Genomic DNA, 13676 nt, shown 5'->3' with positions numbered 1-13676 from the left:
ACTCCTTGCGTGGCTTTCCAGCCCGGCCTGGCATCTTCCTGTTTATGCCGTGTCCTGTCAGGTCATGAGTCAGAATAGCCGAATTCACCACCGGTGCTAACGGAACGCACAAGCCGGTTCAGACGGGCAACGACATCACGCCGCGCGTCCCGCTTCGGCTCAGGCCTGAGCGGGACATGCCTTTTTCATTTTGATTGCTGATTTTTTCACACCCTGCCGGGCGATTAACTGTGCGGCAGGGCAACAGCACATTTTGAATGTCCTTATCGCCTTAGCTGCGTGTGCTCTACCACCACAGGGAGAAGAAATCCCGCTGGGGCGTGCGGGTAACCGGACCGTTGGGGCGCGTAAAAAAGCGGTAAAGCCAACGGCGGCATTTTTCCTTTAAGCTGAACATGTTATAAAAACACTTTGTTTGCTAACGGATCCTCAACATGGACGTGATTAAAAAGCCGGGTGTCACGCAAATTGTCACGCTGGGCCTGGTTCAGATCCTCTCCTGGGGCGGTTCGTTTTATCTGATGGCGGTCATGGCCGCGCCTGTTGTAGCAGAAACCGGATGGTCGCAACAGTGGGTTTACGGCGCGTTATCGCTGGGCATTTTAGTGTCTGGGTTGCTCGCTCCGCGCTGTGGCCACCTTATTGCACGCACGGGCGGTCGCCTGATGCTGGCACTCAATGGCATCGTGATGGCGGCAGGGCTTACCCTTATGGGATTCAGCCATCACTTACCGGTGTTTTTACTGGCCTGGGTCATCATCGGTATCGGCATGGCGATGGGGCTGTATGATGCGCTGTTTGCGACGCTGGGCACCCGCTATGGTGGGCAGGCACGCAGCGCCATTACCGGCATAACCCTGATTTCCGGTTTTTGTACCAGCGTGGTCTGGCCTGCCACCGCGCTGCTTATTCACTGGCTGAACTGGCGGGGCGCGTGTTTCGCCATCGCCGCGCTGTTGCTGGTCAGCGTCTTACCGGCCTATTTTTATGCTTTGCCCAAAGGCCATCTTATCTCACCCGTCAAACGTAAAAGCGCACCCGGCACAGCGCCGGATTTGCCCGCAGTCTTGTTTTACCTGTTGTGCGCCATTTTCACGCTGGCCTCGGTGATTATGACGGCTATTTCGGTGCAGCTTATCACCCTGTTGCAGGCCAGTGGTTACAGCATGGCGGCGGCGCTGGCAATCAGTACGCTGCTGGGGCCGTGCCAGGTGGCGTCCCGTCTCATTGATATGGCCTTTAAAGGGGGCCATCCCATCTGGACCACTTTTTTTTCGGTGGGGCTGGTGGCACTGGGGTTGTTGCTGCTGGCGCTGTTTCCGCAACTGGCCCTGTTAAGTATGATCTTTTACGGTGCGGGAAACGGCTTACGTGCCATTGTGCGCGGCACTTTGCCGCTGATGATGGTAAAACCTGAAGCGTACGCGGTACTGGTAGGCCGGATGGCGCGTCCGGCGTTAATGGGGCAGGCGGTAACGCCGTTAGGCGTGGGCTATGTGTTTGCGACGTTGGGGCCCAAAGCCACGCTGTGGTTACTGTGCACACTGGCAGTAATTAACTTGCTGCTGGTGGTGGCACTGAAAAAGCGGCTTCCAGCGCCAGCGCCATCTGTGCGCTAATGCTGTCCGCTACCGCTGGGCAAATAAGCACCTTGTGCGGTCGCGGGCTTCCGGGTGGGGAATATGTGCCTTGTGGCGGGTGGGTTGCTTCTAAAAAGTGACAGTGTTTGTTATATTCATCCCTGTTTGTTGGTTCACTTAGGCGGCTATATAACAACAAGAATGCACCGCAATTCAGGATACAAAGATGCTTGATTATCGCTTCCCGACAGCTTTGCAAATGGTTCTGAGTGTGGCGGTGGCGGAGCAAATGGGAAAACGCTCTACCAGCGCGATTCTCGCTTACGGGCTTGAAGCAAACCCGAGCTTTATACGTAAGTTAATGGTCCCATTAACCCGTGATGGCATTATCGTGTCCACGCTGGGTCGTACGGGTTCCATTCATTTGGGCAGACCCGCAGCCGAAATCACGCTGCGTGATATTTATGTCTCTGTGACAGATGATAAAAAACTCTGGGCGGCTCGCCCGGATGTGGCACCGCGTTGCCTGGTCAGCGCCAACCTGTGCTGGTATTTTAAATCGATTGCCGAGGAAGCCGAGCAGGCATCACTGGCGGTACTCGCGAAGCGCACCGTCGCCGACGCGTTAAATGAGCTGAAAACCCACGACACCAGCAACTGCACCGCCGTGCCTGAGCCTGAGGTGACGGAACCGGATACCGACTGCAAAAAAAGCCGCTGATGCGGCTTTTTTTACGTCTTATGTAAACTGACGACCATCACGTGCAAGGGTGTTGCATTCATCATCGGCAGGTTTCACCGTCACGTCCTCTCCGTATGTCTCTGACGAACGCCCGTACTCAGTAATCTCGTCCGCGCGCACACAACGCCTTTTAAATAAAATAAACGCTAACCGGCTCTGCCAGGGCACGGGTCGGGCGCTGTATATACTGACGTTGAGAGGCAGTGCCCCGACGTCCGCAGGATCGTCGGGGCACACGCATTACTGCGCGTGTTCCGTAACCGGGCGCGCGGCGTTACGCGTCACCAGCTTACGCAGCGCCACATAAAACACCGGCGTTAAAAACAGGCCAAACAGCGTCACGCCTAACATACCGGAGAACACCGTGACGCCCGTCACGCCGCGGACTTCCGCGCCTGCGCCTTCCCCCAGAATCAACGGAATAGTTCCGGCGATAAAGGCGATAGAGGTCATCACGATAGGGCGCAGACGTAACCGACAGGCCTCAAGCGCGGCGTCGACAATCCCTTTACCCTGCATCTCCAGTTCGCGCGCAAACTCCACAATCAGAATGGCGTTCTTACAGGCCAGGCCCATCAGCACCACCAGACCGACCTGCACAAAGACGTTGTTGTCTCCGCCTGTTAACCACACGCCCAGCAGGGCCGACAGCATGGTAACCGGCACAATCAGGATCACCGCCAGCGGTAACGTCCAGCTCTCATACAGCGCGGCCAGCACCAGGAAGGCCAGTAACACCGCCACCGGGAAAACAATCAGCGCGGTATTGCCCTGCGTCGCCTGCTGGTAGCTGAGGTCGGTCCATTCGATGTTCATGCCATTCGGCAACAGCTGGCCGGACATCGCCTCAAGCTGGCGCATCGCCTGGGCGGAGGACAGTACCCGAGGGTCCGCATCACCGATCAGGTCCGCCGCCGGATAGCCGTTGTAACGAATAACCGGATCGGGCCCGTAAGTGGTGGTGATATGCACCATGCTGCCGATGGGCACCATCTCGCCACGATCGTTGCGGGTACGCAGGTTGGCAATGTCCTCCACGCTGTCACGGAATTCGCCATCTGCCTGTGCCATCACCCGCCAGGTCCGGCCAAAGCGGTTAAAGTCATTAACATAGGATGACCCCAGATAAGTTTGCAGCGTACTGAACAAATCCGTCAGCGCCACGCCCTGTGCCTTGGCCTTATCACGGTCAACCTGCACATCCAGTTGCGGTACGTTGGCCTGATAAGACGAGATGGGGAAGTGCATGCCCGGCGTCTGCATTACCGCGCCGGAGAGTGTATTAATCGCGGTTTGCAGGGCGCCATAGCCCAATCCGGCCCGATCCTGCACGTAAAGCGAATAGCCCGAACCCTGGCCCAGACCCAGAATCGGTGGCGGCATAATGGAGAAGCCAAACCCCTGCTGGATACGGGCGATTTTTGCATTGATGTCCGCGTTAATCTCCGCCGCCGTGCGCTTACGTTCACTGAAAGGTTTCAGGCCGAAAAACACCGTGCCGCTGTTCGGCGTATTGGTAAACTGCAGCGCATTCAGGCCCGGAAAGGCAACCGCATAGGCCACGCCTTCCGTTTGCAGACCGATTTCGCTCATCTGCCGGATGACCTCATCCGTGCGCGCCAGCGACGATCCTTCCGGCATTTTCACGCCGCCAATCAGGTAAAGCTTATCCTGTGTGGGGATAAATCCGCCCGGTACGGCATGGAACATCCAGCCGGCACCCGCCAGTAACACCAGATACACGCCAAACACCGCGCCGCGCCGCCGCAGGGTTTTCGCTACCATCGACTCGTAGCCATGGGCCGTGCGGTGAAAGAAACGGTTAAACGGGCGGAAAATCCAGCCAAACAGCCAGTCGATCAGGCGCGTGGGCCTGTCTTTGGCGGCCTGGTGATCCTTCAGCAACATCGCTGCCAGCGCAGGCGATAAGGTCAGCGAGTTGATGGCAGAGATGACGGTCGAAATGGCAATGGTGGTGGCAAACTGCTTGTAAAACTGACCGGTGACGCCCGACAGAAACGCCATCGGCACAAACACGGCACAGAGCACGAGCGCGATAGCGATAATCGGCCCCGATACTTCGCGCATGGCCTGATGCGCCGCCGCTTTGGGTGACAGACCCATCTCAATATTGCGCTCAACGTTTTCCACCACCACGATGGCATCATCCACCACGATACCGATGGCCAGCACCAGACCGAACAGGCTCAGGGTGTTAAGCGAGAAACCGAGCAGGTAAAGCACGCTGAACGTGCCCACCACGGAAACAGGGACCGCCAGCAGGGGAATGATCGAGGCCCGCCAGGTTTGCAGGAACAGAATCACCACCAGCACGACCAGAAAGACTGCCTCCAGCAGAGTCTGGACCACGGCCTTGATGGAGTCGCGCACAAACACAGTGGGATCGTAGGGCGCTGCCCATTTCACATCGTCAGGAAAGCGGGTGGCCAGCTCATCCATTTTGGCTCGCACCGCATTGGAAAGATCGATCGCGTTGGCCCCGGGGGCCTGAAAAATACCAATGCCGACGGCATCTTTATTGTTCAGCTGCGAACGCAACGCATAGCTGCCCGCACCCATTTCGATGCGTGCCACATCGCGCAGCCGCACCAGCGAGCCGTCCTCAGCGGTTTTTAAAATGATATCGCCGAACTGCTGCTCATTTTCGAGCCGGCCCTGCATGTTGATCGACAGCAGAAAATCGCTCTGCTTTTTCAGCGGTTCCGCACCAAGCTGCCCGGCAGAAACCTGCACGTTCTGCTCCTGCATTGCGCTGACGACGTCGGCGGCGGTCAGGCCGCGTGCGGCCACCTTGTTGGGATCCAGCCAGACGCGCATGGCATATTCGCCTGCACCAAAGATCTGGATCTGCCCGACGCCTGGCAGGCGGGCCAGTTCGTCTTTCACTTTCAGCGTGGCGTAATTACGCAGGTAAAGAGAATCATAGGTACTGCCCGGCGAAAACAGATGTACCACTAAGGTCAGCGTAGGGGACATTTTTTGCGTCGTAATGCCCAGCCGGCGCACGACTTCAGGCAGTCGCGCTTCCGCCTGAGCGACACGGTTTTGTACCTGAACCTGCGCCTGGTCCGGATCGGTGCCGGGACGAAACGTCACGGTGGTCACCAGCACGCCATCCGAACCGGCGACGGACTTCATGTACATCATGTTTTCGACGCCGTTAATCGCTTCTTCCAGCGGGGTCGCCACGGAATCGGCAATGACCTTTGGGTTCGCGCCGGGGTATTCGGCGCGCACCTGCACGCTCGGCGGCACCACGTCGGGATACTCACTGATGGGCAATAACGGTATGGCGATCAGGCCGGTCATGAAAATCAATACCGACAGCACGGCGGCAAAGATTGGCCGATCAATAAAAAAGCGGGAAAAATCCATATCAACCTCGGGTTATTGAGCGGCGGTAGCGGCCATATCGACAGTTTTGGCCGTCACCGGCATTCCGGGCATAAACACTTTTTGCAGTCCGGCAACGATGACCCGGTCGCCCGCCTGCAAACCGGCCTCGACGATACGCAGTCCGTCAGCCATGGCACCAGGCTTAATGTCGCGGCGCTGCGCTTTCCCCTGAGCATCAACGATATAAACATATTTGCGATCCTGGTCGGTCAGCACGGCTTTATCGTCAATTAACAGGGCGTTGAAGGTCGCACGACCCGGCAGGCGAACGCGCGCAAAGAGGCCAGGCGTAAAGATACGCTGATGGTTATCCAGCTGCGCACGCATGCGAATGGTGCCGGTGCTGGCGTTGAGTTGGTTATCCAGGAAGTCGACGTTACCCCGGTGCGGGTAACCCTGTTCGCCTGCCAGCGCAACCTCGACGGGCAGGGCATGACGTTGCTGGCCCTGACGCGCCATGGCCTGGTAGTGCAGGAAGGTGGTTTCATCGACGTCGAAATAGACCACCATCTTGTCTTGCGAGACCAGCGTCGTCAGAACGCTGGCGCTGTCCCCGGCGGTTACCAGGTTTCCTGCGGTGATCATGGCCCGGCTAGCGCGGCCGTCAATGGGCGCCGTGACGCGGGTAAAATCCAGATTCAGTTGGGCCATGGCCACAGCCGACTCGGCGGCCTGCACATCGGCCTGCGCCTGGCTGGCGCTGGCGCGTCGTTGCTCCCACATCTCACGTGATACCGCCTGAGTACCGAGCAGTTTTTCTGTGCGCGCCGATTCACTGCGGGTCAGGCTGGCCTGACTCCGGGCACGCGCCAGCGAGGCTCTCGCCTGATCCAGTGCGGTGCGGTAGCTACGGTCGTCAATGGTGAACAGGACCTGGCCCTTTTTCACCTCATCCCCTTCATGGTAATTAACCGTGGTGATGTAGCCTGAAACCCGTGGACGCAGTTGGACGCTTTCAACCGTTTCTATGCGGCCATTAAAGCTATCCCACTGACTGACCGGTTTTGTCACCACCACAGCCGCACTCACCTCGGGCGGCGGCGGCGGGGCGCTGTTCGCCTGACCCGTGTCACATCCACTTAACTGACTGATGACCAGTCCCATCCCCAGCAGGGTAACTCCCTGACGAACCCAGTTGCTTATCATTGTTGTGATTCCGCGATGAACAGTGAAGTAAAGCCCGCAGGCCAATATTTGCAACTTCTATGGTTGCAATTTATCGCGAGGAGTGTAGGCTTGTGTGTCTGAGAACTGCAAGAATAACTGATACACTTTATGTGCGGTCTGATGAGCGATGATTTATCGGCCAGCATCCAGCCTGACAGGGCATGAGGTAAGTCCCCATAAAATGTGCGGCATTTAATGTATTAATTAAACTTGCATTAAATGGCATTGTCAGTCACGCTTTAAGTGTAACTGCAACTGATACTAATACTGTTCGCTGTCGCGACCGGAGAAGACAAATGATGAGTAACGCTTTTATTCACGATCTGATTAACTGGATTGACAACAATATTGAAGCACGCCTCGATCTCGATACGGTTTCTGAGCGCGCGGGCTACTCAAAATGGCACCTGCAACGGATGTTTAAAGAGCACACAGGCTATCCACTGGGTGAATATATCCGTATGAAAAAATTAAAAAAATCAGCGGATCGCCTGACCAGCACCAACGAACCTATTCTGAACGTAGCCATTTCGCTGGGCTTTGACTCGCAGCAGTCGTTCAACCGCAGCTTCAAGCGTCAGTATGGTGTTGCTCCGGGTGCGTGGCGTCGTCACAGTGTGCCGTCGCAGGCTGCAATGCAGTAAACCCCGCCAGGGCCAGGTCATCTGGCCCGCGCTGTTTTATCCGCTGAGAAAACTGCTATTATCTGCATCCTGTTTTCCAGGGATGTCATCATGTCAAAAAAACTGTGGTTAGGATTAGTCCTCATCCTTATCCTCTCCTGGATAGGTCTGCGACCCTATCTGACGTCTGCACCTGCCAAAACCTCTGCCGCAGACATCGCCGCCTTAACGGATGTGCGAACCGTCGCCCGCTGGGTGCTACAGCATCAGCAGTTGCCCGATTACTACATCACAAAGAAGCAGGCCCGCCGTCTGGGCTGGAATCCTGCGAAGGGCAATCTGTGTGACGTGCTGCCGGGTCGGGCGATTGGCGGCGATCGCTTTTCCAACCGCGAAAGAAAGCTACCTGAACGTTCAGATCGACAGTGGTATGAGGCGGATGTGAACTACCGCTGTGGCCATCGTGAGGCGGATCGCCTGGTATATTCGTCAGACGGGCTGGTGTTTCTTTCCACTGACCACTATCGCAGTTTTAAGCCGGTGCAGTAACGATGTTGCGCCTACGGTTTGATCTCGGTGAGCTGGCGGATCGCGATGCCTTTTACCGGCAGTTTGCCGCGCAAAGCGACTGTTCCGGCGACTTCGGCAATAACCTGGACGCGCTCTGGGACTGGCTGACAGGTGGCATGGCCTTGCCGGCGGAGATTTATCTGCTGAATGCCGATCGGCACGACGCGGATCTGGCCCCGGTTCTGGCGTTGCTGGAAGAGGCGGCGCAGTCGCTGAGTGGCGAACTGCGCCTGATATACGCTTAGTTACGCAGCGGTTTGAGCAGGTCGGCTAGCGCTTCGCGCGCGCTGACCGGCAGATCGCCCCCACCGGTATAGCCGTTGTTTTCGATAATGACCGTGTTCAGGCCCACCAGCCAGTCATATATGTAGTACGCCGTGTGGTTTGCTGGCGTAGCCGACAGTTTTGTCAGTCGCTGACCGGCGCTGAAATTCACACTCGGCGCAGGCGGACGTGAGAAGATCGACTGGCCACGGTTAACCCGGCTGGCCGGACGTTCCGCTTCCGGACGCTGCAGGAAGCCCAGCCACGCGACGAAATCCCCCAATACCGTCATGGCACGCGTCACCTGACGATCGGCGCGCGACTCATGCGACATGCTCTGCGCGTCCGGTTCATGCAGGGCGGTTTGCAGCGACTGCAGGATACCGGTGCGGAAACTGGCGGTGATCAGTTCTTCTATTAACCATTCCATCGTGGCTTTGTCGATATTCAGCAGCGTGAGCAGGCTCTGATTTTCCGGCAACTGGCGCAGATGGTTCAGCCACAGGCTGAAGACCTGGCGCGGGAACTGAGTCAGGCCCTGGCCAAAGCTGGACTGTTGAGGCGCGGGCTGCTCAATTTCAGCATCGCTGAACAGGTCGAACTCAAAACCAATACCAAACTGGTTCTCCGGTGCCTGAATACTGGTGGTGGCGGCAGGAACGGATGAGCCCGACTGATTCAGCCACAGCTGGCGCAGGGCTTCACGGGAAGGCTGCAAACGCTCCAGCAGTTCTCCATGCAAACCGGTGCGATGTTGCAGGCATTTCAACAAGGTATCCGCGATGTTCTGCTTGCGCGCCGCCTGATCGGGCGACGCACCGGCTTCGGTCCAGGGCTGTAGCCGACGTTCAACGACCATGTGCTGAATCTGCGCCAGTTGCGCGATAAGCTGATCGCGGCGGGCCTCTGGCTGCATCTCATCCTGTAACCATTCGGACATGCGATCCACACCGGCGCGATCCAGTGCCAGCATGGAACCCCATTGCTGACCCGGCTGGCCGACCTGACGCTGTACCGCCTCATCCACATTCACCTGCTGATGGCGCGCATCATAAGGCGTGATCGCCCAAATCAGACGCGGTTTTTCACCCGCGTCGTTTTTTGGCTGAAGGCGTTGCCATTCGCGCAGGGCGCGGCTGGCGATATCCACATCCTGACGCTGGCTGGCGGCGGTGCAGATCAGCAGCAAATCGATGCCCTGGCGGGCGGCATAGATGCCGGGGAGCAGTGTACGTTTGTGCTCCAGCAGCCGTGCGCGCAGCGCATCCTGCTGCTGCAGGCGCTGGCGTTCTTCCCGCAGCGCCGCATCACTCGGCGTACCGGGTGCAGGCAGCTCCAGCATGTCCGCTTCGTCATAGATCGCGGTGCGCGGCGTGGAGCTGAGCGGAATCGTCACCTCCAGCGTCAGCAGCGCCAGTAATCCCAGCGCCACATGTTGCGGCTTGGCCAGGCGGTTTCCGTTTAACGGGCAGATCTCAATGTGCAGCGAGAGATCCTGTTCGCTGGCCGGGACGATAAGCTGTTCGGCAGGCAGCAGAGACGAATCGGTTAACAGGCTAAGCGGCCCCAGCACGCGTGTACTGTTGCGCAGTTGGTGGCGCAGATGCAGCAAGCTCCGCACCAGCTCATTCAGGGCCGGTTCGGCGGGCCAGAGCAGAGAGAACAGCTGGACCCGATCGTCGACGCTCAGCCACGGGGCCAGTTCAACCGCCTGAGGCCAGAAGTGCCGATCCAGTTGTGCATCATACAAATGATGGCGGCGGCACCATGACCAGAGCGTGACCAGCGCATCGCTCTCCAGGCCAGGCAGTGGCGTCGTTAAGCGGTGACGCTGCAGACGTTGTATCACGCTGTCGATGTTTGCGGTATCGGGCTGGCTGACGCCTTCGCCACACGAAATCGCCAGGCGTAGCACCTCGGCTTCGCTCATCAGGGCCAGCTCTACCGGCCACTCCGACGACAGCGGCTCGCGCTGATGGGTAAACCGCGTCGCCGTGGCGAAATCAAGATTACCCGGGTTGATATGCTGAAAATAGTTAACCGGCTTGTCGCTTAGCGCGGTGATTAACTGTCCCTGGGCATCGGCGACCATCTCCGTTAACAACCAGGCTTTGCCTGCCTGAGACTGCCCAAACAGGGCTAAGGTGACGGGGCGGGCCACCTGCTGCGCCAGCGCCTGCGTTTGCACACGGGCCTGACGTAACTGCAGGGTCAGGGTTTCGGCTTCCAGTGCCAGACGGGGCGACTGTTCGCGGGTGTTTTCAATCCATGCCAGGCTGCCATTCAGGGCGTCCTGCAATAAACTCAGGCGTTTTGCCAGCGTTTGCGGCTGGCGGGGTTTAACCGATCTCATCGTTTACATACACTCCCGCTGTCAATCCAGTATTGCGCATTGGCATTGCCAGTGGCGGAGAGAGTATTCAGTTTGAGGCTCAGATGTTCAAGCGGAACGCGCGTACCATCGTCCAGTCGGGCTTCGCTTAACACCAACGTCTCGGGGCCAGGCGCATCCGGACCGGCCTTCACCGCCAGCTTCACGCGCAGCACGCTTTCACCCGCAACCTTACGCGCCAGCGCGGCATCATTGAGCGTCAGGCTGTACAACGGCGACGCGGGCCAGCGTTCATTATCCAGTTGGCGGAAGCCCAGACAGACGTTGCCACGAATCCGGAAGCTGCTTTTGCGATCCAGCGAGAAAGCGGGATCGTCCAGGTCGATGTCGCTGTAGCACAGGTTCTCATCGGTCAGGGCCTGGTTTTCGTCCAGCATGCCGAGATAACGGATCGTGGAATAGGGCTCGAAATCCCCCGCGCGGAACCAGAAGCTGCTCAGGCGCAAATCCAGGGCCAGCAGGCATAACATCGCGCCCACGGCGGCCGTGGATTTCGGGTTATCGATACGGCCATGTTTGTTAAACGGATACCAGTCACTGGTGTGATAGCCTTCCAGCGACAAAATTCGGCTGCCCGGCAGCGGTTGCAGATGACGCACCAGCGCCTGAATGCCGGGGAAGCGTGAGGGCCGTCCGGTCAGCAGCAGGACGTCACACTGATACAGTGAGACCACTTCACACATAGATCGCAGTGCCGGAATGATCGCCATGCGGTGCTGCATAAACTCGCCGTGAAGCTGCGCCATGCTGACCACCAGCGGCACCTCAAGCAGGTCAAAGCGGCTGTTGCCGCCTAATTCACGCTGGATTTCGCCATTAACAAACGCCAGCACCGCGTCTGCCGGACGCTGATCGACCAGCTCACCAAACAGCGCATTGATTTCGGCATGGCTTTCCAGCGGATCCCAGTTCTCGTAACGTTCAAGCACCGCCTGCGCCAGGGGAATAAACACCTGCAACGTGGCTTGCTGCCGCAGCGTCGCCTGACCGTCCATCCGGCTGTCGTGGCCAAACAGTTTGTTGATCAGCGGTTCGGCCAGCGTCAGGCCGGCTTTCTGCAGGCTCTGTTGCAGGGCCGGCAAAACCCACAGCTGAATCACATCCAGTAATATATCGTCGCCTGCCACCTTAAAGCCTTCACGGAACAGCAGACGCGGCGTAATTTTGACGTTATTGCCCTGGCCGTCATCGAGACGGTACTGGGTAATCGCCAGGTCGGTAGTGCCGCCGCCAATGTCGATAGAGGCAATGCGCAGGCTCTTGCCGGGCTGATCATCGGCTTCACGCGGACGATCCGGACGCGCCATGCTGCTGAAGAAGTCTTCTGCGCGGCCGGCAAAGTTCACCTGGGTTTCGTTAAACAGCCACACCATCTGACCGCAGGTGGCTTCATCCCACTCCATCTGTACGTCCGGCACGGGTTTACTGCTTTGCGCCTGCGTCTCCGCCGTAAATTCCTCGTCGGCCGGATGCCAGCCTTCAGCTTTCCACACCAGCGCAATCGCTTCCTGCATGCGACGACGAAAGATTTCACGTTCAGGTTTTGGCATGGCGGACGGAAGCGTCAGAATCACATGACGCAGCTGGCGCGGTGCATGGCTTTGCGGCATGCGCTGACGCTGTGCCGCGCTGTTCATTTGCATCAGTGCCTGGGCCAGCAGCTCACACAGCATAAACGTCATGAGTGAACTGCGGCTGTAGTGAGCGGAGAACACCGGCAGGCGTTCATCCAGCGGCAGCGCATACAGCGGCTGACCTTCGTCATTCATCAGTGAGGTGAAAGGGGCGGCGCAGGCCTGCGGTTCACCTTGTGGGCTCTGCTGATTGAAGCGCCAGCCCGGCTGATAGCGGGCTTCGTCCCACAGGTAACGCCGCGGGCTGGACAGCCCGGTGCTGCCTTCCAGACCGGCACGCTGCAAGGCCAGGCGGCTGGCTTCGCGTCCGACGCGGGTCAGTGAAGGCCACATAAAGGCCTGCTCACGGCCGCTTTCCAGCGAAAAGTTGGCTTTACCAAAACGCGCTTCGGCAAATTCCAGCCGACTGTCGAACAGCTCGTTATACACACGATGTGGTTGAGACAGATCGCGCATCTGCAGCTCGTAGGTCTGCTTCAGGCCGTTGCTCTCTTCCGGATGGTCTTCCACCAGAATACCGCAGGTGTGCGAGTTGCCGACGTCAAGAATGATATCCACGTTGACGGCTGGCGTTTGCAGCGTTGCGGCCTGGATGTGAATCTCCGTGAGGTTAAGCTGCTCGCCCAGCAATTCCAGCAGGTTGAGGTAGTGCGCCTGATATTCAAACTCACGTAGCGCCTGGCTGATGGCCTGTTCACGGCGATCGGACACGCGGTCGGTGAAGGATTCGCGCAGCCAGCCATCTACCCAGGTGTGATCAAGAAATTCCCCCAGCTCGTAGTTGTGCCAGGCCAGGGCAAAGGTAACGCCGTTCTGTGCGTCGGATGGCGTCAGTCCCAACTGTTCGCCGCCATCTTCTTCCGCCACGCAGCGCGTATCAAACGCCAGCGTAACGCGGTGCGTGTTGCCTGCGCTGTCAGGTTTCTCCAGCGCCACTAACCGCATGCGCGCCCAGTTTTCCGGGCCGCCGATAAAGCGACGACCTGAGGCGCAACGCAGCATTGGCAGCGGCAGCCAGCAGGCTTCCAGTAAGGTCAGGGAGTCGGACAGCGCGATATCGGTTTCGGGACGCACGACTTCCGGTGCGCCACCGTCCTGCGGGTAAAGTAAAAATTTACCGCTGTTACCGTCCATATTCAGACGCAGTAACGGGCCATTTGCGGTCTGGCGCACAAACTGACGGCGTGCCTGGGTTGCGGAGAGTTGCAGACCAAAATCCAGGAACTGCACGCCGCTGTTCTCAATCAGAGAAATTTTTTGCTTATCATCGATCAGGGGAGCCAACAT

The 13676-nt window shown here is 58.2% G+C and carries 9 protein-coding genes; 5 read left to right on the top strand and 4 right to left on the bottom strand.

The features are described from left to right. Window positions 1-434 precede the first annotated feature (434 nt). The gene (locus tag RAC60_RS02320) at window positions 435-1619 is read left to right on the top strand and encodes an MFS transporter (protein WP_375092512.1); all 1185 of its coding nucleotides are present in this window, start codon (window positions 435-437) and stop codon (window positions 1617-1619) included. A gap of 187 nt (window positions 1620-1806) precedes the next feature. Further along, a complete protein-coding gene (locus RAC60_RS02315) occupies window positions 1807-2301 on the top strand; it encodes an Rrf2 family transcriptional regulator (protein ID WP_006119082.1) in 495 nt (164 codons plus the stop codon). Window positions 2302-2562: 261 nt separating this feature from the next. Here RAC60_RS02315 and oqxB read toward each other — a convergent pair whose 3' ends face one another. Together oqxB and RAC60_RS02305 are read right to left on the bottom strand one after the other, a co-directional pair. After that, complete coding sequence (gene oqxB / locus RAC60_RS02310; RefSeq protein WP_375092511.1) at window positions 2563-5718, bottom strand: multidrug efflux RND transporter permease subunit OqxB; 3156 nt, start codon at window positions 5716-5718, stop codon at window positions 2563-2565. Window positions 5719-5730: 12 nt separating this feature from the next. Continuing rightward, the gene (locus tag RAC60_RS02305; RefSeq protein ID WP_375092672.1) at window positions 5731-6843 is read right to left on the bottom strand and encodes an efflux RND transporter periplasmic adaptor subunit; all 1113 of its coding nucleotides are present in this window, start codon (window positions 6841-6843) and stop codon (window positions 5731-5733) included. 359 nt (window positions 6844-7202) lie between these two features. Between RAC60_RS02305 and RAC60_RS02300 the strand changes: the two genes are divergently transcribed. The 3 genes from RAC60_RS02300 to RAC60_RS02290 all read left to right on the top strand — a co-directional run bounded on the left by RAC60_RS02300 (window position 7203) and on the right by RAC60_RS02290 (window position 8344). Next, window positions 7203-7550 (top strand): helix-turn-helix domain-containing protein, encoded by a 348-nt coding sequence (locus RAC60_RS02300; RefSeq protein ID WP_006119087.1) that lies wholly within the window; start codon window positions 7203-7205, stop codon window positions 7548-7550. Between the two features lie 90 nt (window positions 7551-7640). Next, window positions 7641-8078, top strand: a complete 438-nt coding sequence (locus tag RAC60_RS02295; RefSeq protein WP_006119088.1) for a ribonuclease domain-containing protein — start codon at window positions 7641-7643, stop codon at window positions 8076-8078. Window positions 8079-8080: 2 nt separating this feature from the next. Further along, complete coding sequence (locus tag RAC60_RS02290) at window positions 8081-8344, top strand: barstar family protein (protein WP_033741324.1); 264 nt, start codon at window positions 8081-8083, stop codon at window positions 8342-8344. Here the strand turns inward: RAC60_RS02290 and RAC60_RS02285 are convergent. Next, complete coding sequence (locus tag RAC60_RS02285; RefSeq protein WP_058701953.1) at window positions 8341-10716, bottom strand: virulence factor SrfC family protein; 2376 nt, start codon at window positions 10714-10716, stop codon at window positions 8341-8343. The genes RAC60_RS02290 and RAC60_RS02285 overlap by 4 nt on opposite strands. Beyond that, entirely contained in the window at window positions 10713-13676 is a 2964-nt protein-coding gene (locus RAC60_RS02280) for a virulence factor SrfB (protein WP_375092510.1), read from the bottom strand. The genes RAC60_RS02285 and RAC60_RS02280 overlap by 4 nt, the downstream gene beginning before the upstream one ends.

Origin of the sequence: Pantoea sp. BR_17 (assembly GCF_041955125.1) — a bacterium.
Taxonomy (GTDB): domain Bacteria; phylum Pseudomonadota; class Gammaproteobacteria; order Enterobacterales; family Enterobacteriaceae; genus Pantoea; species Pantoea stewartii.
Note: the sequence above shows the minus strand (reverse complement) of the source record. Positions and strands in the feature narration are given on the sequence as shown.